We start from the raw sequence: 24,607 nt of genomic DNA on the forward strand, positions 1-24,607 counted from the left end.
GAGATCGTTTGCAATGTGCGCAAACCTCTCCTCCGTCATGCTCGGGCCTGTCCCGAGCCTCTGCAACGTCGCGACTTTATGCGACGTGATTAGACCATGGGACTAGCCCAAGGATGACGCCGAATGCGACGCAAGAACGTCTATCACCTTCTGCTCATCCATACGATAACCGGTGACGCCCCTCACCACCGAATACTATACCGCGCACTCACACCCGGCCGAAAATGATCCGCATATCCCTGATCGAGCGTTCCGCGCACTGTCAGGTGATCGCCGATCTTCTGCTCCACGGCGACGCCGCTGCTGAACTCGTTGAAGCTGTTGCGGCTTGCCCCCGTCAGCACGAAGGCCGTGCCGGTTTCCGAGCGGGAAAGGCGCAGCGACTGCGATACGTCCAGCCCGTTCCATTGCTGCGCCGTGCCGTCATAACGCACCGTGAAATTGCGGTTGGCCTCGATATCCAGTTCCGGCGTAACGATGCGTTTCTGTCGCGACGTCATGGAAACGCTGCTCGACCCCGTCAACGCGTTGAAGAGGACACCGACATCACGGGCAAGCGACACGCCGGGCAACTGTTCCGCCAGCAGCGTGACATTGCCCCACAACCTTACTGGCGTATCCACCACCTGCCCCGTCCTGGAGGCATTCATGCCCATTTCCAGCCCCGCCCGGATCGGCGTCTCGACCGGCAGCTTCGCACCGATACGCGCCGTATAGGAACGATCGGAATTCTTGACCGGCTTCCAGATCAACTCCGGCTCATCGGCACGGGCGTTGGTGCCAATCGCGGCGAACAGAGAAAACAACAGGGCGAAGCCCGTTCGTGGCGACATATCTTGTCCCCTGGCAAATTAAGGGCGCACCGGGTGAACCCGGCAGGCACGGTAAAAGCTTAAGGCCAAAGGTTTTGGCAGCGATGACAGCCGCGCGTTGGCGGCCATGTTTCCTTGACGGCTGCACCGGCAGCCAAGGCAAATCATGCTGCGCAGGGTGCCAGATGAACGGGAGATGAACAAGAGCAGATGCAGCAAAAAATCATGCTGCACTGCATTGTGATCAAAACGAAGGTAACGGGAAGCGCAGCGTGTTAATTTCCTGCCTTCGGAACAACGCAACGAGCCAGAATATCATCCACCACCACCCCCAAAGACCTCGATGAATCAATGGCAGATGCACCGACTGGAAGGTCTTCTTTCGTTGCGTGGAGTTGCAGGACAAACTGTCTTTCGGCCAGATTGCCACCGAACTCATCCTCGGGCCTGGCAGCCAGCCGTCTTAGTAAGGTCGCTGCATCGATATCCAGAATGAAGACCTCATCGAACAGATCTATAAAGCGTCGAAAATTTCTCGATCCGCCACAGAAGAAGGTGACGGCGTGCTCTTGATCAGCCACAAGCTGCCGAACTTTTTCGACATTCCAGATATGATGTCGGTGACGGAAGGCGATTTTTATGTCGTCGTCCTGAAACAGCGCGACATCCATGGGTTCGCCCGTTTCGGGGTCGCCTTTGTAAGCCAGTTCACGGTCGCCGTGAATCACATGAAGGCCGCGTTGCTGAAGTTCCGTTGCAACCGAGGTTTTACCAGCCCCGGAGACATCCTCAATCAAATAATTTCTTCTGCCCATCGCCGCGACTGCCCAACGCCCTGTCATGCCTTCTGAAGATAATAGTCGAGAAAGACTTGAAGATGTCGGAGTGTCGAATTCTCCGGTTCATGTAATGCGAAATTGCGGTCGCTTGACGACTCAACGTTTTCCCACTGATAGTGACAAAAAGGCGAAGCCTGCGCCTAACCTCCCAGACCTTCCCCAGCATGGTCTTGAACGGAGGCAAAGGGACTGTCGTTGTCTCAGGCTACTGTCTTGGTCCGATCGTTTCGGGCGGGTTGCTGGGGAATCGCGTCCGGGACGTGAAAGGCCTGATCATGACGCAAAATAATAATTTCAAACGCCGCGTAAGAGCTCGTGCAGCGAAAACCGGCGAGTCCTATACGGCGGCGCTCAAGCATATCCGCCGAACTCCCGACATGCCAGTTAGCCCTTCTTTACGAATGGCTGTCGCGCAAACGTCGCTGGTCGACGACCCTCGTATGGTTTCGGCACTGAAAGCAGCCGGGCAAGAAATACGTCGCCTCATGTGCGATGCCCATAAGGCCGGCGCCCGTCTCATCCATTTCCCGGAAGGGGCAACGTGCTGGCCCAATAAACGCATCATGTCCGAAACTGGGCCGAGAGAAATCGGGCCTTCCGACTGGACGCGCTTTGAATGGGAAACTCTGCGCAGAGAACTGGAAGCGAGCAGAAAACTGGCGCGAAGGCTGAAGCTTTGGACGATTCTTGGGTCCGTCCATCAGCTTACTCCGCCACATCGACCGTATAACAGCCTGTACGTCATCTCCGATCGCGGGAAGCTTATAACTCGCTACGATGAGCGCCTGCTGTCGAACACCAAAATCTCGTTCATGTACTCGCCGGGAACTGTACCGGTGACGTTTGAAATCGATGGCTTCCGTTTTGGTTGCGCGCTCGGCATGGAGGCGCACTACCCAGAAATATTCATGGAATACGAGAAGCTGAACGTCGATTGCGTGCTGTTTTCCACCGCAGGTGATGGCCCGTCCAATGCCCCGGCATTTGCAGCCGAAATATTGGGGCATGCGGTGAGCAACACCTATTGGGCCAGCTATTCCACCCTGGCGGCTCAGAGTACAGCCGCTCCCTCGGGAATCGCCGCACCGGATGGCCGTTGGGTGGCGCAATGCCCGATGAACGGTTTACCGGCTATCGCAATAGCAGACATTGCTATCGATCGTGAAAATCCCGCACGACCATGGCGGCGAAAAGCCCGCAGCGATCTATATGCGCCTCATCAGGTGAATAATGATCCCAGAAGCGATAGGCGGGAGCAGTTTTAACAGGCGAGATCGGTCAGCGGCGCGGTTTGGGCCCGCTGACCACCGCGCAAGGCGGATGGACCGCATCGCCCAGATGAAACAAAAAAGGCCGTAGCTTTCGCCACGGCCCTTCCATTCATTCAGCTTTCGCCAGCCAAGATTATTCGGCGTCGGCCTCAGTGGCCTTCTTCTTGGCCGGAGCCTTCTTCTTCGGAGCGGCTTCTTCGCCTTCAGCGGCGTCGTCAGCCTTGGCAGCAGCCTTTTTCTTGGCAGGCGCCTTCTTCTTGGTTTCCGTTGTTTCTTCGCCGTCGTCAGCCAGAAGCTCTTCCTTGGAAACGGTCTTGTCCGTTACCGAGATTTCCGTGAGCAGCTTGTCGATGACCTTTTCTTCGAAGATCGGAGCGCGCAGCGAAGCGGAAGCGCCGGGGGTGTTGCGGAAGAAATCGAGGATTTCCTTCTGCTGGCCGGGGAACTGCTGCAGCTGCTGGAACAGCGCGCGCTGCATTTCTTCTTCGGTCACTTCGACGCCGGCCTTTTCGCCGATTTCGGAGAGAACGAGACCGAGACGAACGCGGCGTTCAGCGAGCTTGCGATATTCTTCGCGGGCTTCTTCTTCCGTGGTGTCTTCGTCAGCGAAGGTCTTGCCGGACTGGGCAAGATCGGTGTTGATCTGGCGCCAGATGTTGTCGAATTCGGCATCGACGAGGCCAGCAGGCGTGTCGAACTTGTACATTTCGTCGAGCTGGTCGAGAATCTGACGCTTGACCTTCTGGCGGGTTACGTTGCCGTACTGGCTTTCGATCTGGCCGCGAACGATTTCCTTCAGCTTTTCAGCCGATTCGAGACCGAGCTTTTCCGCCAGTTCGTCGTTGATTTCAACAGCAGCGGCAGCAGCAACTTCCTTGACGGTGATGTCGAAGTTGGCTTCCTTGCCTGCGAGGTTCGCAGCCGGGTAGTCAGCCGGGAAAGTCACGGTGATGGTCTTTTCGTCGCCGGCCTTGACGCCAACGAGCTGGTCTTCGAAGCCGGGGATGAAGCGGCCAGAACCGAGAACCAGTTCAGCGTCTTCAGCAGCGCCGCCATCGAAGGCTTCGCCATCAACCTTGCCGAGATAGTTCATGGTGACGCGGTCGCCTTCGGCGGCCTTGCCCTTCTTGGCTTCAAAGGTACGGGCGCTCTCAGCGATCTTGAGGATCTGCTCGTTGATTTCGTCTTCGGAGACTTCAACAACTTCGCGGGTAACCTTGATGCCGTCATTGGCCTTCAGTTCGATGGCCGGAATGATTTCGTAGGCAACGGTGAATTCGAAATCGGTTTCAGCCGAAAGGATCTTTTCGGCTTCCTGCTCGTCTTCGGTCATGGAGATGGCCGGCTGCGTTGCAGACTTCTCACCGCGGCTGGAAAGGATTTCGGAAGGCTTTTCACGAACCAGCTCGTTGACGAGGTCGGCCATGATGGACTTGCCATACATCTTCTTCAGATGGCCCATCGGCACCTTGCCGGGACGGAAACCGTTGATGCGAACCTTGTCCTTGGCGTCAACCAGGCGCTCGTCCAGACGGGCCTTCATGTCGGCAACCGGGATAACGACCTTGAGTTCGCGCTTCAGGCCTTCAGCCAGCGTTTCGATAACCTGCATTTTCTCAAACCTTCACATCATGGCGGCGGTGCTCAGACAGCCGTTGGTTTACTTTCGAGCACTGCGCCGGAAACGTCGTTCCCCGGCCGTGGCTTCCATTATTTCTTCACACAAGCGCCTGCCGGACAAAATTGAGCTCGCGCCGGAGACAAGGGCGCGAAGGGGATGATGAACCCCAAAGCTCCCTGCATCACTAAGGATGCACTCTGGCACAAGCGTGGCACAGCCATGCTTTACTTGTGGTGCGGGTAGAGAGACTCGAACTCCCACGCCGAAGCGTTGGTACCTAAAACCAATGCGTCTACCAATTCCGCCATACCCGCACGTTGGGCGGCGGTATGTCACAATGTTCTGGAAGGGTCAAGCACGCCTTATCGCCGCGTCCCGTTTCGCCCGGACTTTTCTTGGGTCCCCGCCCCAGCCGCAAAAGCCGGCCGGTACGTTCTTGTCGTTTCGTGCCCGCACGAAAGGGAACGGCGCGCACGCAGACGATGACACGAGGGGCCGCAAAGCTGCGCACGCCGTCTCACTCTTTCCCGTCCGGCTTCACATGTTCCGACAGGAAAAACGCGCAACATTTATGCGGCTACAGGACATTATATATAGGACACGCCGCCCGTCATTTTACGAGAATGCGCGCCTCCAGCCGAATCCCTTATACGGACGACCTTTACATCCCCATCCTTGCCTCTGCCCTGCCCGACCCCTCGTATTCAGCCGAACCGCACGGCTTGGCAGCGACAGATGCCGCCAAGTTCACTAAAAGCACACAAATTGGTCACAAATTATGCAGTAGCCGCCGCAATTGGGGTCATTTACCGGCTTGCTTTGCGTTACATGCATAGGTGGCATCTTGCTTTGTCTGTTTTTGTTTTTATTAAACCGATTATATTCATGGTCATACAGAGATCGAGTTCAGCCCCGAGCCTAATCCTCCCAAGACGGGCCGGAAATGCTGGACAGCACGAAGAGGAAGATGACAATGAACATTACACGCTCGCTCACCAACTGGCGCAAGTATCGTCAGACCGTAACCGAACTCGGCCGCATGACCGACCGCGAACTGAGTGACCTCGGCATTGGCCGTCAGGACATCCGTCGCGTCGCACGCACCGCCGTCGGCATCTAATACGCTCCGCCGCTTGAAGCGGCGGATGCGAGACGACCCTCCCAAAAGGCCAGAGGCTCCCGCCTCCGGCCTTTTTTTCGTTCTGGCACCTTCTCGGAATCGAGCCGCGCCGCCCCACCGGCATGTGCGCGTGACAAACAGATGAAAAATGCATCGATTAGGCGGCTGCATCCGGCATGTCTGGAGAGCCCGAACGCCCTTCAAGCACCGCTGAGGGGAGCAAAAAGCCGGTCTAACACCGCCAATGGCCGCAAACCCCTTCAAAACCGCCCGAAAGACAGGCATTTCCGCTCATATTTTGCTCATGCGGTAGTCAAAGCCGCAAATTTAGCCGACATAGTGCACAAATGCATGGCAGTCGCCTAAATTCTGCACTGCACAACATGGCTCAATGTCTATATATAAAACCTCAACAGCCGAGAGCACAGAAACACTGAGCCGGCCGACGAAATCAAAGAAAGATTGAGGAAACGATCATGAACCCTATCCGCATCGCAAAGAACTGGATCTCCTACCGTCGCACGATCAACGAACTTGGCAGCCTGTCCAACCAGGCCCTGAGCGACATCGGCCTGACACGTTACGACATCCGTAACGTAGCTTCCCGTTCGTTCCGCTAAGGCGTAAAAGATCGTCCCGCTGCCCGACCTCCAGGGCGCGACGATTGAGCGACAGGTAAAAGAAAGCGGCGCCTCTGGCGCCGTTTTTGATTCTGGCGGTATTCGCCGGAGATTTTTGGCTTATAAGCATAGAGACCACATTCCCTCCGCCCCAATCGTCCCACCCGCAAAAACATTTGGCTGTCGCAGCCATGCATGGTAGTGCATCGCCCTGAAAAACGCGTCCTTCGGGACCCGCGCGGAACAATCACTCGAAAGACAGCCGCCGGAGGGGAGCTTTTGCCCCCACGCGGCCTATGGGCGCCAGCATGCAAGACAAGACCTATTCTCCCATTCACGTCGTGGGCGGCGGACTGGCCGGTTCGGAAGCCGCCTGGCAGATCGCTGAAAGCGGCGTTCCAGTCATCCTGCACGAAATGCGCGGCGTGCGCGGCACGGAAGCGCACAAGGGCGATACGCTGGCGGAACTGGTCTGTTCCAACTCCTTCCGCTCCGACGATGCGACCGCCAATGCAGTGGGCGTCATCCATGCGGAAATGCGGCTTGCCGGCTCGTTGATCATGGCCTGCGCCGACAGGCATCAGGTACCTGCCGGCGGCGCGCTTGCCGTCGATCGCGACGGATTTTCTCAGGCCGTCACGGACCGGCTCAAAAGTCACCCACTGGTGACGATCCTGCGCGAAGAGGTTTCCGGCCTGCCGCCGAAGGAATGGGGCAGCAGCATCATCGCCACCGGCCCGCTCACCTCGCCGGATCTGGCGGCGGCGGTTCAGGCCGAGACGGGTGAGGATGCCCTGGCATTCTTTGACGCCATTGCCCCCATCGTGCACCGCGACAGCATCAACATGGATATCTGCTGGTACCAGTCGCGTTACGACAAGGTTGGCCCCGGCGGCACGGGCAAGGACTACATCAACTGCCCGATGAACGAGGAGCAGTACAACGCCTTCATCGACGCGCTGATCGCCGGCGACACGGTGGGTTTCAAGGAATGGGAAGGCACACCCTATTTCGACGGCTGCCTGCCAATCGAGATCATGGCTGAACGCGGCCGCCAGACGCTGCGCCACGGGCCTATGAAACCGATGGGCCTGACCAACGCCCACAACCCCACCGTCAAGGCCTATGCCGTGGTCCAGCTTCGCCAGGACAATGCGCTCGGCACGCTTTACAACATGGTGGGTTTCCAGACCAAACTGAAATACGGCGCGCAGGCGGATGTATTTCGCATGATCCCGGGTCTCGAAAATGCGGAATTCGCCCGTTTGGGCGGCCTGCACCGCAATACCTATATCGATTCCCCCGTCCTGCTCGATCCATCGCTGAAGCTGAAATCCCGGCCTGACATGCGTTTTGCAGGCCAGATCACCGGCTGCGAAGGGTATGTGGAAAGCGCCTCCGTCGGACTTCTGGCCGGCCGTTTCGCTGCCGCCGAACGGAAAGGCGAGACCCCGAGCCTGCCGCCCGCAACGACAGCCCTCGGCTCACTTCTCAACCACATCACCGGCGGGCATCTTTCCTCGAATGATGAGCCGGGCAAACGTTCCTTCCAGCCGATGAACATCAATTTCGGCCTCTTCCCAGAACTGGAGCCAGGCTCCATCGTCAAGCCGGAAGGCGTGAAACGTTTTCGCGGCAAGGACAAGACAATCATGAAACGCCAGCTCGTTGCAGCGCGGGCGTTGAGGGATTGTGCGACGTGGTTGAACGGGGGCGAGGTCACCCTAGAAACCGTCACCGATCATTATCGCTGAAAGGCCACGGCATTGGCTAGGGTGAAGACCCTGACCAATGCCGTCAGCGAACATTCCAGAAAAGCCAGTCCGACTTTCCCTTCTGATATTTGTAGTGTCGGGAGAAATACGGGTTTACCGCCGTCACGTATTCGAACTCGATATCCGTATTGCCCAGCAAAGAAATGAGCGGGCGGTATTTGTAACGCCCCGAAATTACGATTACCGCTTCTTCGGTCTTGAAGTTTCCTTGCGTCAATATCTTGTCCCACTTCACGTTTTCGGCGTTGCCAAAAAAATTGTATGGGGCGAACTCGGTCACGGCGACCCCACCCACAAGCTTGGCGCTTCTGAGCGTCAGATCAAGCTTTTCAGATTCGAGCGGGCGCCCGGCAGCCATGACAAAGGATTTGACGCCCGTCCTGACGCGCTCCTCAAATTCCGGGAATCGGGCCGACCAACGGGCCGTATTGTCCACAACTGTTACGAAACGGTCATAGCTCATCCAGCCCCGCCCGATTTCGATCACCATCGCCAGTACTAGAATGAGCAAAGGCATCAATAGCGCTAATTCCACCGCGGCAACGCCAGAGCGCGAACTTATCAGCGAGATGGATAGATATTTCAATCTCTTACCAATCATTCCGTCACCCGAACTGCGGTGATCGCCAGAGAGAGATTTTGCAATTGCGGCTTGCTCCCGGAACTGGGAACGAGCAGATGGGTGGTGGGAAGAATGAATTTCCAGTCATACCCTAGCGCCAGAAGATATTGCCCGGCGCCCTTGCTTGGCGCCTCGAATTTGTTCTCGACCGGAAATGTCACCGGTGTAGTAGCAAGGTTGGCATCAGCAATGGCAATGAGCGATATTTTCAGATCATCTTCAGTTGTCGCGAGCAGGAAATTCGAGGCAATAACCTTCCTGAACTCCGCCGCGGTGACGGACGTTCGGCCAGCCGCCGCCTTGCGCAGATATTCAGTCCCGGCAGTGGCCGCCGTCGACATATTGAGGCTGAAGAAAAGCACGAGACTAACTTCGATGATACCGAAGATCAGCAGGAGATAGACCGGCAAAAGCAAACCGAACTCTACGGCGGTAGCCGCACGGATATCCGTGGCAAGCGACCGGATGAGACTGGGGAAGTCACGATGCGATATCTTAAAACGAGTCAAGATAAGTGACCTCGAATGCCGTTATGATGCCACCCAGACTGTCGCTCGTTCCAGCGGCGGCGATCGACAGCTTGTACAGCGAATAAGTATCGACAGTGACCTCGTAGCTTCGGCGCTCCCATCGAATTTCATTCGCCTTCTGGCTCATCCGGATAATTTTTTTCTCTACACCCATTTGGGGCCGCAACACCTGCAGCGAAATATCGATGTCGTTCGAGCCTTCGTAACTTTGGTTTCGCCCGTTGTACCAGACCGAGATTTCGTATTTGCCGGGATGCATTTCCACATATTTGAAGATCGAGCTGTTGGCGTCGCGTCTTTTTTGCCCTTCCCAGTGACTGTCAAGTTCGACAGCGTAGCGGGTTGGCGGTATTCGCTCATTTTGGCCGTTGCGCATCGAGGGCGTGTTGTTCTTCTCTTCTGTAGTACACTGCTGCTCCTGCTCGGAATTCAAGGCGTCCTTGCCATCCGTTTGCGCCTTGCTGCCGTTTTTCGAATCGTTGTTTTCTTTGGGAAGAGTAGCCTGTGACTTTGGGGTGCATGTCATCCCGGCGCTTGTCTCTTTCTCCTTTTCCTGATCCCCGTAGCCCTGCCAGCCATAGTTCTTCCGGCAATCCGCATTGCTCCAATCCTGAAGTTCGATGCCCGGCCCCGTACCGCCATCCCATCCCAGTTCGGCATAGGTATAAACACCCCAGCAACCGTTGGGTGTTTTGGCGGTTCTGCCGTTTTTCAGCATACGTTCCGTGCCGTTCAGCGTCTTTTCGAAGGTGTTGTTGACGACGACCTCACCGTCATGTGGATAAGGCGGTATACCGCCACAACGATACGACAGCTGATAGTCCAGTTTTTCCGCCCCGAACATGCCACTGAACACGGTTTTGTAGCTGAACTTTGCGTCTATATCCGTCGTCAGCCAGTCGATTTTAACATCGCGACTGACCACATTCTGTTTGGTGGAACGGATCAGTGCGTCGAACGTGTCGAGCACGTTTTTACGGCGCACCTCATCCAGGGGTACGTTCGTGCGCGTCGGTTTTGTCGAACGCTCACAGGCCTGTGCAACCACCCGCTTCGACTGGCTATAATAGGCCAACGCCCGGCCGCCTTCGAAAAGAAACCCGAAAAAAAGCAGGAAAACCGGCAACAGCAACGCCGTCATAATGGCGAAACTGGCCCTTCGGTCGTGCAAAAACGCCCCGAAAATCTCCGCCAGACCGTCCAGTTTTGTCTTAAAATTCAACATTTGAAAATGCCGCTTCATGAAATTGGCTATCACCCGCCTTAAAATAAATCGCCCAGTTTCCCTCCACGCATCCGGACAGACACAACGCCACAGCCGGAGGGAATATTGGGGCAGCAGCAAACAAACTCAGCAAAGGCTGATGCACCGCGATCATGGCGGCACGCGGCAAATGAGCCGAACCACTTGCAAGCAAGAGATGCAAAAACTAATAACAGCCGCCGAAATACAGCGCCGACTGCGGGTTATGCTCCATTCGAAATTCTATAGTGTGGTATAAACACCAAATTTGTAAATTAATAGTCACCTTTATTCCGAAAAATATATGTAAAAACATACACTTAAATCACGTATTCATAATTTAGAATAGCTGAAGTAAACCATATAAAGACAACGCGAAACATTGCCCTGATGGCAGTTCCGCGACGATGCGAAAATTCCTCACAGGTGTGAGGGGCATTGCCGTCTTTTGAATACGGCAAGACGGATTTGTACCTTGCCCCTGCCGCCAAGCTCGGGCAAAACAGCCCTATCCAATCACGAGACCATGCCAGGAGATAGAATATGGACGTTCGCGCCGCAGTTGCCATTCAGGCAGGAAAACCGCTTGAGGTCATGACCGTTCAACTCGAAGGTCCCCGCGCTGGCGAAGTGCTGGTCGAGGTCAAGGCGACAGGTATCTGCCACACCGATGATTTCACCCTCTCCGGTGCCGATCCCGAAGGTCTGTTTCCGGCCATCCTCGGCCATGAGGGTGCAGGCATCGTCGTTGATGTCGGTCCCGGCGTCACCTCGGTCAAGAAGGGCGATCATGTCATCCCGCTCTACACGCCGGAATGCCGCGAGTGCTATTCCTGCACATCGCGCAAGACCAATCTCTGCACCTCCATCCGCGCCACCCAGGGCCAGGGTGTGATGCCTGACGGCACCTCGCGCTTCTCGATCGGCAAGGACAAGATCCACCACTACATGGGCTGCTCGACTTTCTCGAACTTCACCGTCCTGCCTGAGATCGCTCTTGCCAAGATCAATCCTGACGCTCCCTTCGACAAGGTCTGCTATATCGGCTGTGGCGTGACGACAGGTATCGGCGCCGTCATCAACACCGCCAAGGTGGAGATCGGCTCGACGGCAATCGTCTTCGGTCTCGGCGGCATTGGCCTCAACGTTCTGCAAGGCCTGCGTCTTGCTGGCGCTGACATGATCATCGGTGTCGATATCAACAATGACCGCAAGGCCTGGGGCGAGAAGTTCGGCATGACCCACTTCGTCAACCCGAAGGAAGTGGGCGACGACATCGTGCCCTATCTCGTCAACATGACGAAGCGTAATGGCGACCTGATCGGCGGTGCGGATTATACGTTCGACTGCACGGGCAATACCAAGGTCATGCGCCAGGCGCTGGAATCTTCGCATCGTGGCTGGGGCAAGTCTGTCATCATCGGCGTTGCCGGTGCGGGCCAGGAAATCTCCACGCGTCCGTTCCAGCTGGTCACCGGCCGCAACTGGATGGGCACGGCCTTCGGCGGCGCGCGCGGCCGCACAGACGTGCCGAAGATCGTCGACTGGTACATGGAAGGCAAGATCCAGATCGATCCGATGATCACCCACACGATGCCGCTCGAAGACATCAACAAGGGTTTTGACCTGATGCACAAGGGCGAGAGCATCCGCGGCGTCGTGGTCTATTGATCGGCTGACAAAAAATGGCAGGCGCGCACCGCGCGTCTGCCATATGAATTGACCGACCTTTCCGCTTACAGCCGTGCCGATTAACGGGACGGTAAATCTATCGTCGTATGCCGATATTGCGCGGTGGAGTTGAAAAATCCCTCCCTGCCCGAAACGACGCCAGATAGCGGGAGCGACCTCTGAAAACCGTACCGATCGACAACGGAAACCGCGTCGCTGCCGTTGCACTTCTGGCGAAAGGTTTTCCGGAAAAGAGCGAGGCTTTCTGGGCGCTCGGCGTGTCCCTTATAAGCGACCATCATCAGCGGCAGGATCTCGGCCCCATCGGGCAATTGCTGATGAAGGGCGACGATGCCGTTGGCGTTCTTCTGACGATCCGAAGCCGCCTGGCCGAGACCGGCAGGACAGTCGTCAACCTGTCCAGCTGGTATGTCGAACCTTCCAGCCGCTGGTTTGCACCGCGTATGCTGCAAATGGCGACATCCTCTGAAGAAGACATCTTCACCGATCTCACCCCGTCTCCAGAAGCCTGCAAGCTGAACGAGAGACTGGGGTTCACAACGATAACGAATTGCACGCTTTTTTATCCCCTGCCTTTAAAGGCATTCGGCCCGGCCAGGGCGCGGCTGCGCCCGCTTGCCGAAGTGCCGCAGGGCACGCTGTCTGCCGCCACGCGCGACATGCTGGAAGATCATGCGCGTTTCGGCTGCATCGTGGCAGTCATGGAGGCGGATGGAAGCCATTATCCGCTGGTGTTTTTAAAAACCATAACCAAAAGGCTGCCCTCCGCCCGCCTCATCTATTGCGAGGACAGGCAAGTCGCCCAGATGCACATTTCGGCAATTGCCCGCCATCTTCTTGGCAAAGGCCGGCTTGCATTGACCATGGCAGCTTCCGATGAGAAGCGAGACGCCGGCGGATTTGCCATACTCAAATCCTCGCCAATACAAGTAAAGGGAGCATGGAACCCACGGTTTATTAACGAAACATATTCAGAATTGGTGTTATTGCCACCCTGGGTATTGGGACGCTCTTAAAAGACGCGCGCTTAAACCTTGCCTGAAAAGAAGAAAATGCGCTTCGGCCGAGACTAGTCCCGACTGCGCGAACGAGCGGAGAATAAGCATGCTTTCAGCGAAACCCAGGGAAGTCGATGTCTCCGAGACCATCTATTCCTACCTCTCGCAGCGTTTCCCGGCTCATGCCCCGTTTTCCGCAGATACGCAATTGCTCGAAGGCGGCGTGATCGATTCGCTCGGTTTTCTCGAACTGATGATCTTTCTCGGCGAAGGTTTCGGCATCGTTCTCAATGATGAACATTTCACCCCGGAAAATCTCAGCACGCCGGCCGATCTGATTGCCTTCGTCACGCAGGAACGGCGCAGATGACAACCCACATCCTGCTGCACCACCTGCTCACCGCGCGGGCGGAAAGCGGCGATGAGGCGCTTGTCTACAAAGAAAAATCACTGAGCTATCGCGAATTTTCCGAAGCGGCCGCACGTTGTGCGGCGGCATTGCAGGAGGCCGGAACGGAGCGCGGCGACCGTGTCGTCATCTTCCTGCCGCGCGGCATCGAGGAATGCTGGTCGATCTTCGGCGTGAGCATGGCTTCCTGCGTCTTCGTGCCGGTCAACGCGCTTTTGAAGGCGCAGCAAATCCGCCATATCGTCGCGGATTGCGGCGCAAAAATCGTTATCAGCAGTGCTACGATGATGGATGAGCTGAACGCGGCTGTGGAAGACCTGCCCGAGGTCACTGTACTGCTGGCGGAACAAATCGACCGCCGCCCGCCCGTGCCTGCCAAAGTCTCCCCATCAATTGGCGAGGACCTTGCAGCAATCCTCTACACATCCGGCTCCACCGGCTCGCCCAAGGGCGTGATGCTGTCGCACCGTAATCTTCTGGCCGGAGCGCGCATCGTGCGCACCTATCTGGAGATCACCGGAAAAGACCGCCTTCTCTCCATTTTGCCCTTCAATTTCGATTACGGCCTGAACCAGTTGCTGACGGCGGTTGAACAGGGTGCGACCACTGTTATCTCCACCTTCAGGCTCGGCGACGACATTGTCAGGGACTTGCGCGACCATGCCATTACCGGGCTTGCCGGCGTACCAACCGTTTGGGCTATCCTGACGAGGGCCGCGCCGTTGCTGGCGAAAACGCCGTTGCCGCAGTTGCGTTACATCACCAACTCCGGCGGACGCGTGCCGCAGGAAACCGTGAGGGCGCTGCGCGAAAAGCTGCCGGACACCAAAATCTATCTGATGTATGGCCTAACCGAAGCCTTCCGATCCACCTTCCTGCCGCCTGATGAAATCGACCGCCGCCCGACTTCCATCGGCAAGGCAATCCCGGAATGTGAAATCTTCATCGTCACCGCCGAGGGACAGAGGGCAAAACCGGGTGAGCCCGGCATTCTCGTCCATCGTGGCCCGACCGTGTCGCTGGGTTACTGGAACCGGCCGGAAGATACCGCCAAGGTGCTGCGCCCTCACCCTTTCATTCCGGCTGCACGCGGCGGCGAGACCGTGTGTTATTCCGGCGATCTGGCGGTTGAAGACGAGGACGGCTTTTTCAGTTTCGTTGCCCGCAACGATGCGATGATCAAATCCTCAGGCTATCGCATCAGCCCGACCGAGGTGGAGGAAAGCCTGATGTCGACTGGCCTTTTCCAGCAGGTCGCCGTCATCGGCCTGCCGGACCCCTTTGCAGGCGAGAAAGTGCATGCCGTGGCAACCGCCGCCAACGAAAATATCGATGTTTCGGCAGCTCTCAAAAAAGCCGCCGAAATGCTTGCCCCCTTCATGATTCCGCGCGCCATCGAACTGGTCGACCAGCTTCCGGTCACGGCCAATGGCAAGGTGGATTACCGCGCGCTGGTGCGCGAACGGACGGATAATGGCGCCCACGGATAAACCCCAAAGCCACGGCCCTGCCCTTGCCGCCGCGCAATTCGCAGTCGACGAAAACGATCTTGTCATCGGTGGCCGTGCCGTGCGCGATATCGTCGCTGAGACCGGAACGCCGTGCTTCCTCTATGACGCGAGCGCCATGCGCCGCGCCTATCGCGATCTCGCAACCGCGCTCAGTGGTTTTGCCGATATCTTTTATTCGGTGAAAGCCAATCCCGTGCCCGCCATCATCTCGCTTTTCCGAGAAGAAGGCACTGGCGCGGAAATCGCCTCCGTCGGTGAATATCGCGCCGCCATCAAGGCGGGCATACCGCCGGAAAAGATCATCTTCGCCGGCCCCGGCAAGCGTCAGGCCGAATTGCTTGAGGTGATCGAGGGCGGTATCGGCGAAATCCATATCGAGAGCGCCGAGGAAATTGCCCGTATCGAAGCCATCGGCAAACCGGTCAAGGCTTCGATCCGCATCAATCCGGTGCCGGATGCGCAGGCAGGCGCCATGCGCATGGGTGGCAAGGCCACCGCCTTCGGTTTCGACGAGGAAGAACTCGAAAACGTCCTGCCGCTGTTCAGGGACATCAGGCATATCAATCTCGTCGGTGTCCATATTTACGGCGGCACGCAAATCCTCGATGCCGACATGCTTGTCTCCCAATGGAGACACTCCATTTTGCTTGCCGCACGCATGGCCGAAATGCTCGGCAGGCCACTTGAAACCATCGATCTCGGCGGCGGCCTCGGCATCCCCTATTTCGCCGGGGAAACGCCGCTCGATCTTGCAGCGGTCAGTGCCGCCATTCCCGATCTCAAGGCCTTGATGCATGCGCATCCGCTGATTGCGAATGCTCACATCATCGTCGAACCCGGCCGCTTCCTCGCCGGTCCCGGCGGCATCTATGTGGCGGAAGTCAATTCGGTAAAGACCTCGCGCGGCACCACCTTCGTGGTAACGGATGGTGGCATGCATCACCATCTGGCAGCCTCCGGCAATCTCGGCCAGATCGTCAAGCGCAACTACCCCATCGTCGCACCGGCCATGATGCAGGCAGACAATGAGGAAACGGCAACCATCGTCGGCCCGCTCTGCACACCACTCGACACGCTGGCCCGCAATGCGGCCCTGCCGAAGCTGAAGGCTGGTGATCTCCTGGCAATCCTGCAATCGGGCGCCTATGGCGTCACCGCCAGCCCTTCGGGCTTCCTAAGCCATCCGGTGGCGAAGGAAGTGCTGGTGGAGAATGGTGCGTTTAAGGTGATAGGGCGCTGAGGACGTTTGGCAGCGAAAACCGTAGCCGGTTTTCTTACGGACGCATATCCGCCTGCTGACATTGGAGCTTCCTCCAACCTCCCTCATTCCTGTGCTTGTCACAGGAAAGGAGATCACCCCCGTAACAGCCTGTCCCCAACCGCAAACTTGGATTTCAGCAGACACTCATCATATTCCGCCTCGGCATCCGAATCGAAAACGATGCCGCCGCCGACATTGAAGATCGTGCGGCCGCCATCGAACAGGGTCAGCGTGCGGATCGCCACCGAAAAGCGCATTTCACCAGCTGGAGACATGAAGCCGATCGCGCCGCAATAGGCGTCGCGCGGCGTCTGTTCCAGTTCGCGCAGGATCTTCATCGCCCACATTTTCGGCGCGCCGGTCACCGAACCGCAGGGAAAAAGCGCCGCGAAAATATCCTCCACCGTCACATCAGGCAAAAGCTTCGCGCGCACATGGCTGACCATCTGGTGCACGGTGGGATAGGTCTCGATATCGAACAGTCGCGGCACATGGAGGCTGCCGACTTCGGTGATGCGGGAAATATCGTTGCGCAGGAGATCGACGATCATGCGGTTTTCGGCAAGCGTCTTTTCATCCTCAAGCATCGCCGCGATGATCGCCCGGTCCTCTTGCGCATTCGCACCGCGCGGCGTCGTTCCCTTCATCGGATGGGTTTCGATGAAACCTTCCCCGTCAACTGAGAAAAACAGTTCCGGTGAGCGCGACAGGATCACCGGTCCACCGAGATCGACCAGCGCGCCATATTTAACCGGCTGGCGCTCAACCAATGACCAGAAAGCCGTGAGCGGATCGCCGCTCCAGCGAGCATGAACGGGCATCGTCAGATTACCCTGATAACAGTCGCCGCGACGCAGATGCCCGTGCAGCCGCTCGAAGCGCTGGCAATAGTCTTCAAGGCTCCATGCGGGCGCGGGATCGGCCAGGAACGCATCGGCATCCGGCAGACTTTCGGGCCGCGCAAATCGCCCCTCATCCGGTTGTGGGCCGGAAAAGACGCCGAAGCGAAGGAACGGCACGTTGCGAGGCTCGGCAGCAAAGTCCGCAAGTTTCGGCTCGAACAGGAAACCCGCCTCGTAGGACATATAGCCGGCAAGGTATTTCCCGGCGCGGCGCAGCTGCTCCATGCGTTTCAGCGCCGCGAAAAACGCCTCTGGCTCATCCGCGACGATGATCTCCTCCGGCTCGGTGAAGGCTGTCACCGTGCCGGTCGTGTCATCCCGGAAAAGAACGTAAGGCGCATGTGCCAAGGAAAGCGTCCGAACAGGAGAAAGGGTCGGGAAAAATCAGATCGGGTCTATGTCGCCCCGCGCCCACATCTCTATGGTTTCCGCATAAAAATCGGCGAAACGGCCTTCCTCGATCGACTTGCGGATACCCTGCATCAGCTCCTGATAATAGGCAAGATTGTGCCAGGAGAGCAGCATACCGCCCAGCGCCTCGTTGGAGCGCGTAAGATGATGCAGATAGGCGCGGGAGTAATCACGCGAGGCCGGGCAGTTTGACTGCTCATCGAGCGGCCGCATATCCTCCGCATGGCGGGCATTGCGGATATTGACCCTGCCGCGACGGGTGAAGGCAAGCCCGTGACGACCGGAACGGGTCGGCATCACGCAGTCGAACATGTCGATGCCGCGCGCCACCGATTTCAGAATATCGTCAGGCGTACCGACGCCCATCAGGTAACGCGGCTTTTCGGTGGGCAGCACCGGCAGCGTGATGTCGAGCATGCCCAACATCACATCCTGCGGCTCACCGACGGCAAGGCCGCCGACAGCGTAACCCTTGAGATCAAGCTGCTTCAGCCCTTCGGCGGAGCGAATGCGCAGATCCGGCTGGTCGCCGCCCTGCACAATGCCGAACATGGCCTTGCCGGGCTGTTCACCGAAGGCGACGCGGCAACGCTCCGCCCAGCGCAGCGACATTTCCATGGCGCGCTCGATTTCCTTGCGCTCGGCCGGCAGCGCGATGCATTCATCGAGCTGCATCTGGATGTCCGAATCAAGCATGCCCTGAATTTCGATAGAGCGTTCCGGCGACATATGGTGCAGCGAACCGTCCACATGGCTCTTGAAGGTCACACCCTTCTCGTCCAGCTTGCGCAGGCCGGAAAGCGACATGACTTGAAAACCGCCGCTGTCGGTGAGGATCGGATGCGGCCAGCGGATAAGCTCATGCAACCCGCCAAGCCTTGCCACGCGCTCCGGGCCGGGCCGCAGCATCAGGTGATAGGTATTGCCGAGAATGATATCGGCCCCGAGCTCGCGCACCTGGTCGAGATACATGGCCTTTACAGTACCGACAGTGCCAACAGGCATGAAGGCAGGTGTGCGGATGACGCCGCGCGGCATGGCGACTTCGCCAAGGCGGGCGCCGCCGCTCGTGGCTTTCAGGGTAAAGGTGAATTTGTCGTGCATCAGTTCTTCCGGAACAACAGGCTGGAATCGCCATAGGAATAAAAACGGTATCCGGTTTCGATGGCATGCGCATAAGCGGCACGCATCGTCTCGAGACCGCAAAAAGCCGAAACGAGCATGAACAGCGTCGATTTCGGCAGGTGGAAATTGGTCATCAGAATATCGACCGCGCGGAAACGGTATCCGGGCGTGATGAAGATGCCCGTCGCGCCCGACCATGGCTGAATGACGCCATTCTCATCAGTGGCGCTTTCGATAAGCCGCAGCGAAGTGGTGCCGACAGAAACGATCCGCCCGCCGCGCGCCTTGACGGCATTGAGCTTTGCCGCAGTCTCCTGCGAAACATGGCCGATCTCGAAATGCATCTTGTGATCGTCGGTATCGTCGGCCTTAACTGGAAGGAAGGTCCCTGCCCCAACGTGAAGTGTCACGAAATGTCGCTCGATGCCGGCTTCGTCCAGCGCCGCAAACAGATCGGGCGTGAAATGCAGGCCGGCAGTGGGTGCGGCAACGGCGCCCTTCTCGCGGGCATAAATTGTCTGGTAATCGGTCTGGTCCTGCGCATCTTCCGGGCGCTTCGCGGCAATATAGGGCGGCAAAGGAATATGGCCGACGGAGGCGATCGCCTCGTCCAGAACAGGTCCGGAAACGTCGAACAGCAGCGTGATCTCGCCCTCCTCACCCTTTTCCTCGACGGTGGCCTCCAGATGGGCAAGGCCGCAGGCATTGTCGCGCTCATAACCGAAACGGATGCGGTCACCCTGCTTGATGCGCTTGCCCGGCCGCGCGAAAGCCTTCCAGCGCGACTGGTCGGCGCGCATGTGCAGCGTGGCTGAAACTGCCGTTTCAGGCGCACCTTCGCGCAGCCGCACGCCTTCAAGCTGGGCTGGAATGACGCGGGTGTCGTTGAATACCAACGCGTCGCCGGGCTTCAGGAAGGAAGTCAGGTCGGATACGATGCGGTCTTCCATGTGGTTCGCATTCGGATCGACCACGAGAAGACGCGCACTATCGCGCGGGTTCGCCGGGCGAAGGGCGATATTCTCCTCGGGGAGATCGAAATCGAACAGGTCTACGCGCATTGCAAGGGCTCTCGAAATATCAAAACCCGCCCTGCATGGCATGGGGCGGGTGGTGGGTGACGACAAGGCTTCCGACTACACTCGACCTCATCCTCGGCTTGTCCCGAGGATGAGGTCTGAGAGGTTGGCGCCATCATCAATGTGAAACGCCCCGCAGTTTCCTGCGGAGCGGGTAAACACTTTATACGCTATTATCAGGCCGCCGAAGCAAGCTTCATCGAAACGATCGAATCGGGGTCCTTCACAGGCTCGCCGCGCTTGACTTTGTCGATGGCTTCCATGCCTTCGATGACCTGGCCCCATACGGTGTACTGCTTGTTCAGCCAAGGCGAATCGGTGAAGCAGATGAAGAACTGCGAGTTGGCGGAGTTCGGGCTCTGCGAACGGGCCATCGAGCAGGTGCCGCGTACGTGGGAAATAGCCGAGAATTCAGCCTTGAGGTCAGGCTTCTCGGAGCCGCCCATGCCGGCGCGGGCCGGGTTGAAGCTCTCCGAACCCTTCTTGCCGAACTTCACATCGCCCGTCTGGGCCATGAAGTCTTCGATGACGCGGTGGAACACGACGCCGTCGTAAGCGCCTTCCGATACCAGTTCCTTGATACGGGCAACGTGGCCCGGAGCAACTTCCGGAAGCAGCTGGATCACGACCTTGCCGGTCGTCGTTTCCATGATGATGGTGTTTTCCGGATCCTTGATCTCGGCCATGATTATTCTCCTCTGTTCGGGCTCTATTGCCCTACCTTACTTCTTGCCGACGGTGACCTTGATCATCCGGTCGGGGTTGGAAACTTCGCCGTTGCCGCCGGCGCCGCGCTTGATCTTGTCTACGGCTTCCATGCCGGACACGACCTTGCCGACCACGGTGTACTGGCCGTTCAGGAACGGACCGTCGGCAAACATGATGAAGAACTGCGAATTGGCGGAATTCGGATCGCTGGAACGGGCCATGCCGACAACGCCGCGCGTGAATGGTGTCTTGGAGAACTCAGCCGGAATGTCGGTCAGGTCAGAGCCGCCGGTGCCGGCACGCTGGGCGTTGAAGCCCTTCTCCATGTTGCCGTACTGCACATCGCCGGTCTGCGCCATGAAACCGTCAATGACGCGGTGGAAGGCCACGTTGTCATAGGCGCCCTTTTTCGCCAGCGCTTCAATCTGCGCCACGTGCTTGGGCGCGACTTCCGGCATCAGTTCGATGACGACGGGGCCGTCCTTCAGCTGGACGGTCAGGAATTCGGCAGCCGAAGCGAAGGTGCTGGCGGCAAGCGCGCCCGCAAACAGGGCGCCGGCAAAGGCAAATCGAACGAGTTTCATTGGATTGGCTCCGGAATGTGAGGCTGAAGTCAGCGCTTCAGCTTGGCGTTGAGGGCTTCAAGCACGGCTTTGGGAACGAAGGCATCCACATTGCCGCCCATGGCGGCGATCTGCCGGACCAATGTGGCTGTAATGGGTCGCGACGACGTACCCGCCGGTAGGAACACGGTCTGTATATCAGGTGCCATCTGGCGGTTCATGCCGGCCATCTGCATTTCATAATCGAGATCGGTGCCGTCACGCAGGCCGCGCAGAAGAAGGCGCGCGCCATGTTGACGGGCTGCATCGACGACCAGATTGTCGAAGGAAACGACCTCAACGCGCGCCGCCTCACCAGGCAGGTTTTCAGAAAGCGCCCGGCTTATCAGCGTCGCCCGCTCCTCGAAGCTGAACAGCGGTGCTTTTCCGGGATGGATGCCGACGGCGACGATGACTTTGGACGCCACGTTCAGCGCCTGGATAAGCACATCCAGATGTCCGTTGGTCATCGGATCGAAGGATCCTGGATAAAAGGCAATCGTCATATCGCTCTCAAGTGGTGGGCGTTATGTGCCGCCTTTTGTCATGGAGATGGGCGCGGCGCAAGACTTTTACAACCCGGACGCCCTCCCGGTGCGGTCTGAACAACGGATGAATGCGCCGTTCAGTGCGGTTTCAGGGCTCATTTATATAAATACACGGCATCGGGAAACCGAAATGCCCCTAACCTCGTTAAGCCCCCGGAGAAATGAAAATGCTGGCCTTTATGATCGTCTTTTCGGTCATCGCATCATTCGCAGCCGAGTATCTTTTCCTCGAATGAGGCCAGGCGCCGGTTTCCTGAACGCCAGATGAACAAGCCATTCAAGGAAGTTTCACAGGCGCGATGCTAATCGATTTTTAAGGTTGACGCGGAACATGATTGGACGTGGCGCGTTAATATCAAACCAAAGGAACAGACAGATGTTTGTAAGAGAAAAACAGTCTACTTCGGCGAAAATCAGCGTCATCAGCACCGCCTGGACAGTACTGGTCATCGCAATGGTAGCAACAACGTTTAGCCTTTATGATCAGAAGCCTGCCGCCCAGGGACCGGACTATCCACAGATGACCGCCCGCTACCAGTCCATGACCTATTACTGATGAGGAACTAGGATTTCCTCGCTACCAACGGAGATGATATCATGTTCACATTCCTGACTCTGCTTCTTGCCCTGATCAGCATCATGTTCGTGACATCAATGATCTCCGCCGTCGCCGAGATGCGACGTGAAGACGAGGAATTCAAGGCCTCGGTAAGACGCAACCGCGCGTTCTGACCGCAACCATCAGACTTAGCCGTCTTTCAGAATATGATTCTCCGCAACCGCCTGGACGCTCCGGGCGGTTTTATTTTGCCGCCTTAAGGGCCAGTATGGCGAAGATGAAGGCGTAAAAACCTAGCCCCAATCACATAAGCGTTTTCAAAACCCCGTTTTTCCAAGGCAAATTCCCTTCAATTTCCCATTGGATTGATTTAAGGAACGCCGATACGTTGCGGGCCGGACGGCTGGCGACCGCAATGACGTTCCTGTGAGGTTTGCATAACGATGCTCGATTCCCTGAGAAATGCTTCTCGAACCATGGCAGCCAAGCTGCTGCTTCTCCTGCTTGTTGTTTCGTTTGGCGTCTGGGGCGTCTCCGCATCACTCGTCACCTCCAATTCGCATGCGGTCATGACCGTCGGCGACCAGACGGTCAGCCCGCAGGAATTCCGCCTCGCCTATCAGCGTCAGGTTTCCGATCTCAGCCGCCAGTTCGGCGCGAGACTGACGACCGAACAGGCCAAGGCCTTCGGCATCGACCGTCAGGTGTTCAGCCAGCTTGCGGCGGGTGCCTCGCTTGACGAACTGGCGTCGAAGATGAATCTCGGCCTTTCGGAAGACCGGCTCGCCAATCTCATCGCCGAAGACCCGGCCTTCAAATCGGTTAATGGTCAGTTCGATCGCACCCTTTTCACCGAACGGCTGCGCAACTCCGGCCTGCGCGAAGACGACTATATCAAGGAACGCAGCAAGGTCGCGGTCAGAAGCCAGATCGTTGAAGCCGTTTCCGATGGTTTCAAGGCACCGCAGGTACTGGTGGACGCACTCAAGCAATACCGCAACGAACAGCGCTCGGTCGATTACGTCATCCTGTCCAACGCCGTCATTGCGCCGGTCAAGGCGCCGGGCGACGACGTGCTTGCACCCTGGTTTGAAACCAACAAGGCGAAATATCGCGCGCCCGAGTTCCGCAAGTTCACCTATGTGAAGCTGGAACCATCGGACATTGCCGATCAGGCTTCGGTGACGGATGCGCAGATCGCCGACTATTACAACAGCCACAAGGACAGCTTCCGCACCGCCGGTCGCCGCACCGTCGAGCAGCTGACCTTCCCGGAAAAGGAAATGGCAGAAGCCGCCGCGGAGCAGATCCGCCTCGGCAACACCACCTATGATCAAGTGGTGAAGGATCAGGGCAAGACCGCCTCCGACGTGACGCTTGGCGAATTCACCAAGGACACGATCCCCGACCAGTCGATTGCCGATGCTGCTTTCGCCGTCCAGAAGGATGGCGGCGTGTCTCCGGTCGTGGCAGGGTCCTTCGGCCCGGTCATCCTGCGCATCACCGGCATCAAGCCGGAAACCACCCGCACGCTGGAAGAAGCGAAAGAGGACATCCGCAAGGACCTCGCCACCGCTGCTGCAGCCGAAGAAGTCACCAATGTGCATGACCGTTACGAAGACCTGCGTGCCGGCGGCTCCTCGCTTGCCGATGCGGCAAAGCAGCTGAACCTCAAGCCCGTCACCATCGACGCCATCGATGCCGCCGGTCTTGATGAAAAGGGCGACGCCATTCAGGACCTGCCCTCGCCGCAGCTTGCCCAGGAAGTCTTCAAGACCGAACCCGGCACCGAAGCCCTGCCGATCAATCTCGGCCGCGAAGGCTACATCTGGTTCGACGTCGATCAGATCATCCCCGCCCGCGACCGCACGCTTGCCGAAGTGCGCGACGATGTCGTGGCCGACTGGACGGCAGAGCAGCAGCGCACGGCGCTTGCCACCAAGGCTGACGAGCTGAAGGCACGCGTTGAAAAGGGCGAGACACTGGCAGCGGTGGCTGGCGAACTCGGCCTTGCCGTCGAGCAGAAATCCGGCCTGCGCCGCACCAGCGAGGACGCGATTTTCGGTCGCCAGACGATTACGGCGGTATTCTCCGGCGCTGAAGGCATGACAGGCACCGCGGCAGACGCCGATGGTTCCAGCCGCATCCTCTTCAAGGTCACGGCAGTCGACACAAACGCGCCTGCCGATGCGCTTGCCAATGACGATCAGCAGTTCGCAGCCATTGCCCGCGCGGCAGGCGACGACATGCTCGACCAGATGGTCAACCGCCTGCAGAACGACTACGGTGTGACCATCAATCAGGCCCTCGCCGATCAGGCGATGGTCGGCTTCTAACCGGGGGGCGGAA

General features: G+C 57.8%; 24 protein-coding genes and 1 tRNA gene. 12 read left to right on the forward strand and 13 right to left on the reverse strand.

Features of this window, described 5'->3' with window-relative positions; translation table 11 throughout:
- Positions 1–182 precede the first annotated feature (182 nt).
- A complete protein-coding gene (locus QE432_RS20895; protein WP_013636246.1) occupies positions 183–833 on the reverse strand; it encodes a hypothetical protein in 651 nt (216 codons plus the stop codon).
- A 254-nt stretch (positions 834–1,087) separates the two neighbouring features.
- Positions 1,088–1,627: a nucleoside kinase gene (locus tag QE432_RS20900; RefSeq protein ID WP_065658599.1), complete on the reverse strand. Its 540-nt coding sequence runs from the start codon at positions 1,625–1,627 to the stop codon at positions 1,088–1,090.
- A 299-nt stretch (positions 1,628–1,926) separates the two neighbouring features.
- Between QE432_RS20900 and QE432_RS20905 the strand changes: the two genes are divergently transcribed.
- A complete protein-coding gene (locus QE432_RS20905) occupies positions 1,927–2,916 on the forward strand; it encodes a carbon-nitrogen hydrolase family protein (RefSeq protein WP_306627107.1) in 990 nt (329 codons plus the stop codon).
- A gap of 139 nt (positions 2,917–3,055) precedes the next feature.
- Here the strand turns inward: QE432_RS20905 and tig are convergent, their stop codons facing one another.
- Both tig and QE432_RS20915 read right to left on the reverse strand, forming a co-directional pair.
- The gene (tig, locus tag QE432_RS20910) at positions 3,056–4,534 is read right to left on the reverse strand and encodes a trigger factor (protein WP_306625511.1); all 1,479 of its coding nucleotides are present in this window, start codon (positions 4,532–4,534) and stop codon (positions 3,056–3,058) included.
- Positions 4,535–4,774: 240 nt separating this feature from the next.
- Positions 4,775–4,857 (reverse strand) — tRNA-Leu (locus QE432_RS20915).
- Between the two features lie 659 nt (positions 4,858–5,516).
- Here QE432_RS20915 and QE432_RS20920 point away from each other — a divergent pair.
- The 3 genes from QE432_RS20920 to trmFO all read left to right on the forward strand — a co-directional run bounded on the left by QE432_RS20920 (position 5,517) and on the right by trmFO (position 8,037).
- The gene (locus tag QE432_RS20920) at positions 5,517–5,663 is read left to right on the forward strand and encodes a DUF1127 domain-containing protein (RefSeq protein WP_013636249.1); all 147 of its coding nucleotides are present in this window, start codon (positions 5,517–5,519) and stop codon (positions 5,661–5,663) included.
- Positions 5,664–6,139: 476 nt separating this feature from the next.
- Positions 6,140–6,283 (forward strand): DUF1127 domain-containing protein, encoded by a 144-nt coding sequence (locus tag QE432_RS20925; RefSeq protein ID WP_003515516.1) that lies wholly within the window; start codon positions 6,140–6,142, stop codon positions 6,281–6,283.
- Between the two features lie 296 nt (positions 6,284–6,579).
- Complete coding sequence (gene trmFO, locus QE432_RS20930; protein WP_162803605.1) at positions 6,580–8,037, forward strand: methylenetetrahydrofolate--tRNA-(uracil(54)-C(5))-methyltransferase (FADH(2)-oxidizing) TrmFO; 1,458 nt, start codon at positions 6,580–6,582, stop codon at positions 8,035–8,037.
- A 43-nt stretch (positions 8,038–8,080) separates the two neighbouring features.
- Here the strand turns inward: trmFO and QE432_RS20935 are convergent, their stop codons facing one another.
- The 3 genes from QE432_RS20935 to QE432_RS20945 are packed head-to-tail and all read right to left on the reverse strand — an operon-like array spanning position 8,081 to position 10,453.
- Positions 8,081–8,659: a TadE/TadG family type IV pilus assembly protein gene (locus tag QE432_RS20935; protein ID WP_013636251.1), complete on the reverse strand. Its 579-nt coding sequence runs from the start codon at positions 8,657–8,659 to the stop codon at positions 8,081–8,083.
- Positions 8,656–9,189: a TadE/TadG family type IV pilus assembly protein gene (locus QE432_RS20940; protein WP_025593593.1), complete on the reverse strand. Its 534-nt coding sequence runs from the start codon at positions 9,187–9,189 to the stop codon at positions 8,656–8,658. The genes QE432_RS20935 and QE432_RS20940 overlap by 4 nt, the downstream gene beginning before the upstream one ends.
- Positions 9,176–10,453: a pilus assembly protein gene (locus QE432_RS20945; RefSeq protein WP_306625514.1), complete on the reverse strand. Its 1,278-nt coding sequence runs from the start codon at positions 10,451–10,453 to the stop codon at positions 9,176–9,178. Before QE432_RS20945 ends, QE432_RS20940 begins: the two co-directional genes overlap by 14 nt.
- 543 nt (positions 10,454–10,996) lie before the next feature.
- Here QE432_RS20945 and QE432_RS20950 point away from each other — a divergent pair.
- From QE432_RS20950 to QE432_RS20970, 5 genes are all read left to right on the forward strand, one after another.
- A complete protein-coding gene (locus QE432_RS20950; protein ID WP_013636254.1) occupies positions 10,997–12,124 on the forward strand; it encodes an S-(hydroxymethyl)glutathione dehydrogenase/class III alcohol dehydrogenase in 1,128 nt (375 codons plus the stop codon).
- A gap of 278 nt (positions 12,125–12,402) precedes the next feature.
- Positions 12,403–13,161, forward strand: coding sequence for a hypothetical protein (locus QE432_RS20955; protein WP_306625516.1), 759 nt, complete (start codon positions 12,403–12,405; stop codon positions 13,159–13,161).
- An 88-nt stretch (positions 13,162–13,249) separates the two neighbouring features.
- Positions 13,250–13,513 carry an acyl carrier protein gene (locus QE432_RS20960; protein WP_003515534.1) on the forward strand — a complete coding sequence of 88 codons (264 nt, stop codon included), beginning with the start codon at positions 13,250–13,252 and terminating at the stop codon, positions 13,511–13,513.
- A complete protein-coding gene (locus QE432_RS20965; protein ID WP_306625518.1) occupies positions 13,510–15,042 on the forward strand; it encodes an AMP-binding protein in 1,533 nt (510 codons plus the stop codon). Before QE432_RS20960 ends, QE432_RS20965 begins: the two co-directional genes overlap by 4 nt.
- Positions 15,026–16,303: a type III PLP-dependent enzyme gene (locus QE432_RS20970; RefSeq protein WP_306625519.1), complete on the forward strand. Its 1,278-nt coding sequence runs from the start codon at positions 15,026–15,028 to the stop codon at positions 16,301–16,303. The genes QE432_RS20965 and QE432_RS20970 overlap by 17 nt, the downstream gene beginning before the upstream one ends.
- A gap of 113 nt (positions 16,304–16,416) precedes the next feature.
- Here the strand turns inward: QE432_RS20970 and QE432_RS20975 are convergent, their stop codons facing one another.
- The 6 genes from QE432_RS20975 to coaD all read right to left on the reverse strand — a co-directional run bounded on the left by QE432_RS20975 (position 16,417) and on the right by coaD (position 21,657).
- Positions 16,417–17,574 (reverse strand): aminodeoxychorismate synthase component I, encoded by a 1,158-nt coding sequence (locus QE432_RS20975; RefSeq protein ID WP_306625521.1) that lies wholly within the window; start codon positions 17,572–17,574, stop codon positions 16,417–16,419.
- 36 nt (positions 17,575–17,610) lie between these two features.
- On the reverse strand, positions 17,611–18,741 hold the full coding sequence (gene tgt, locus QE432_RS20980) for a tRNA guanosine(34) transglycosylase Tgt (protein ID WP_003515541.1): 1,131 nt from the start codon (positions 18,739–18,741) through the stop codon (positions 17,611–17,613).
- Positions 18,741–19,823 (reverse strand): tRNA preQ1(34) S-adenosylmethionine ribosyltransferase-isomerase QueA, encoded by a 1,083-nt coding sequence (queA, locus tag QE432_RS20985; RefSeq protein WP_065660882.1) that lies wholly within the window; start codon positions 19,821–19,823, stop codon positions 18,741–18,743. Before queA ends, tgt begins: the two co-directional genes overlap by 1 nt.
- A 194-nt stretch (positions 19,824–20,017) precedes the next feature.
- The gene (locus QE432_RS20990; protein ID WP_003515547.1) at positions 20,018–20,527 is read right to left on the reverse strand and encodes a peptidylprolyl isomerase; all 510 of its coding nucleotides are present in this window, start codon (positions 20,525–20,527) and stop codon (positions 20,018–20,020) included.
- 36 nt (positions 20,528–20,563) lie between these two features.
- Entirely contained in the window at positions 20,564–21,133 is a 570-nt protein-coding gene (locus tag QE432_RS20995; RefSeq protein ID WP_065660881.1) for a peptidylprolyl isomerase, read from the reverse strand.
- A gap of 29 nt (positions 21,134–21,162) precedes the next feature.
- Positions 21,163–21,657, reverse strand: a complete 495-nt coding sequence (gene coaD / locus QE432_RS21000) for a pantetheine-phosphate adenylyltransferase (RefSeq protein WP_306625524.1) — start codon at positions 21,655–21,657, stop codon at positions 21,163–21,165.
- A gap of 418 nt (positions 21,658–22,075) precedes the next feature.
- Here coaD and QE432_RS21005 point away from each other — a divergent pair, with 418 nt between their 5' ends.
- The 3 genes from QE432_RS21005 to QE432_RS21015 all read left to right on the forward strand — a co-directional run bounded on the left by QE432_RS21005 (position 22,076) and on the right by QE432_RS21015 (position 24,594).
- Positions 22,076–22,255, forward strand: coding sequence for a hypothetical protein (locus QE432_RS21005; RefSeq protein WP_003515553.1), 180 nt, complete (start codon positions 22,076–22,078; stop codon positions 22,253–22,255).
- A 41-nt stretch (positions 22,256–22,296) separates the two neighbouring features.
- Entirely contained in the window at positions 22,297–22,431 is a 135-nt protein-coding gene (locus QE432_RS21010) for a hypothetical protein (RefSeq protein WP_003515556.1), read from the forward strand.
- A 270-nt stretch (positions 22,432–22,701) separates the two neighbouring features.
- Positions 22,702–24,594, forward strand: a complete 1,893-nt coding sequence (locus QE432_RS21015) for a peptidylprolyl isomerase (RefSeq protein ID WP_013636263.1) — start codon at positions 22,702–22,704, stop codon at positions 24,592–24,594.
- Positions 24,595–24,607: the final 13 nt, after the last annotated feature.

This window comes from Agrobacterium sp. SORGH_AS_0745, from assembly GCF_030818995.1.
GTDB lineage: Bacteria > Pseudomonadota > Alphaproteobacteria > Rhizobiales > Rhizobiaceae > Agrobacterium > Agrobacterium tumefaciens.

Coding starts and splice junctions, on each gene's coding strand:
- QE432_RS20895 (WP_013636246.1), bottom strand. CDS start 833: ATGTCGCCACGAACGGGCTTCGCCCTGTTGTTTTCTCTGTTCGCCGCG.
- QE432_RS20900 (WP_065658599.1), bottom strand. CDS start 1,627: ATGGGCAGAAGAAATTATTTGATTGAGGATGTCTCCGGGGCTGGTAAA.
- QE432_RS20905 (WP_306627107.1), top strand. CDS start 1,927: ATGACGCAAAATAATAATTTCAAACGCCGCGTAAGAGCTCGTGCAGCG.
- tig (WP_306625511.1), bottom strand. CDS start 4,534: ATGCAGGTTATCGAAACGCTGGCTGAAGGCCTGAAGCGCGAACTCAAG.
- QE432_RS20920 (WP_013636249.1), top strand. CDS start 5,517: ATGAACATTACACGCTCGCTCACCAACTGGCGCAAGTATCGTCAGACC.
- QE432_RS20925 (WP_003515516.1), top strand. CDS start 6,140: ATGAACCCTATCCGCATCGCAAAGAACTGGATCTCCTACCGTCGCACG.
- trmFO (WP_162803605.1), top strand. CDS start 6,580: ATGGGCGCCAGCATGCAAGACAAGACCTATTCTCCCATTCACGTCGTG.
- QE432_RS20935 (WP_013636251.1), bottom strand. CDS start 8,659: ATGATTGGTAAGAGATTGAAATATCTATCCATCTCGCTGATAAGTTCG.
- QE432_RS20945 (WP_306625514.1), bottom strand. CDS start 10,453: ATGAAGCGGCATTTTCAAATGTTGAATTTTAAGACAAAACTGGACGGT.
- QE432_RS20950 (WP_013636254.1), top strand. CDS start 10,997: ATGGACGTTCGCGCCGCAGTTGCCATTCAGGCAGGAAAACCGCTTGAG.
- QE432_RS20960 (WP_003515534.1), top strand. CDS start 13,250: ATGCTTTCAGCGAAACCCAGGGAAGTCGATGTCTCCGAGACCATCTAT.
- QE432_RS20965 (WP_306625518.1), top strand. CDS start 13,510: ATGACAACCCACATCCTGCTGCACCACCTGCTCACCGCGCGGGCGGAA.
- QE432_RS20970 (WP_306625519.1), top strand. CDS start 15,026: ATGGCGCCCACGGATAAACCCCAAAGCCACGGCCCTGCCCTTGCCGCC.
- tgt (WP_003515541.1), bottom strand. CDS start 18,741: ATGCACGACAAATTCACCTTTACCCTGAAAGCCACGAGCGGCGGCGCC.
- queA (WP_065660882.1), bottom strand. CDS start 19,823: ATGCGCGTAGACCTGTTCGATTTCGATCTCCCCGAGGAGAATATCGCC.
- QE432_RS20990 (WP_003515547.1), bottom strand. CDS start 20,527: ATGGCCGAGATCAAGGATCCGGAAAACACCATCATCATGGAAACGACG.
- QE432_RS20995 (WP_065660881.1), bottom strand. CDS start 21,133: ATGAAACTCGTTCGATTTGCCTTTGCCGGCGCCCTGTTTGCGGGCGCG.
- coaD (WP_306625524.1), bottom strand. CDS start 21,657: ATGACGATTGCCTTTTATCCAGGATCCTTCGATCCGATGACCAACGGA.
- QE432_RS21005 (WP_003515553.1), top strand. CDS start 22,076: ATGTTTGTAAGAGAAAAACAGTCTACTTCGGCGAAAATCAGCGTCATC.
- QE432_RS21010 (WP_003515556.1), top strand. CDS start 22,297: ATGTTCACATTCCTGACTCTGCTTCTTGCCCTGATCAGCATCATGTTC.
- QE432_RS21015 (WP_013636263.1), top strand. CDS start 22,702: ATGCTCGATTCCCTGAGAAATGCTTCTCGAACCATGGCAGCCAAGCTG.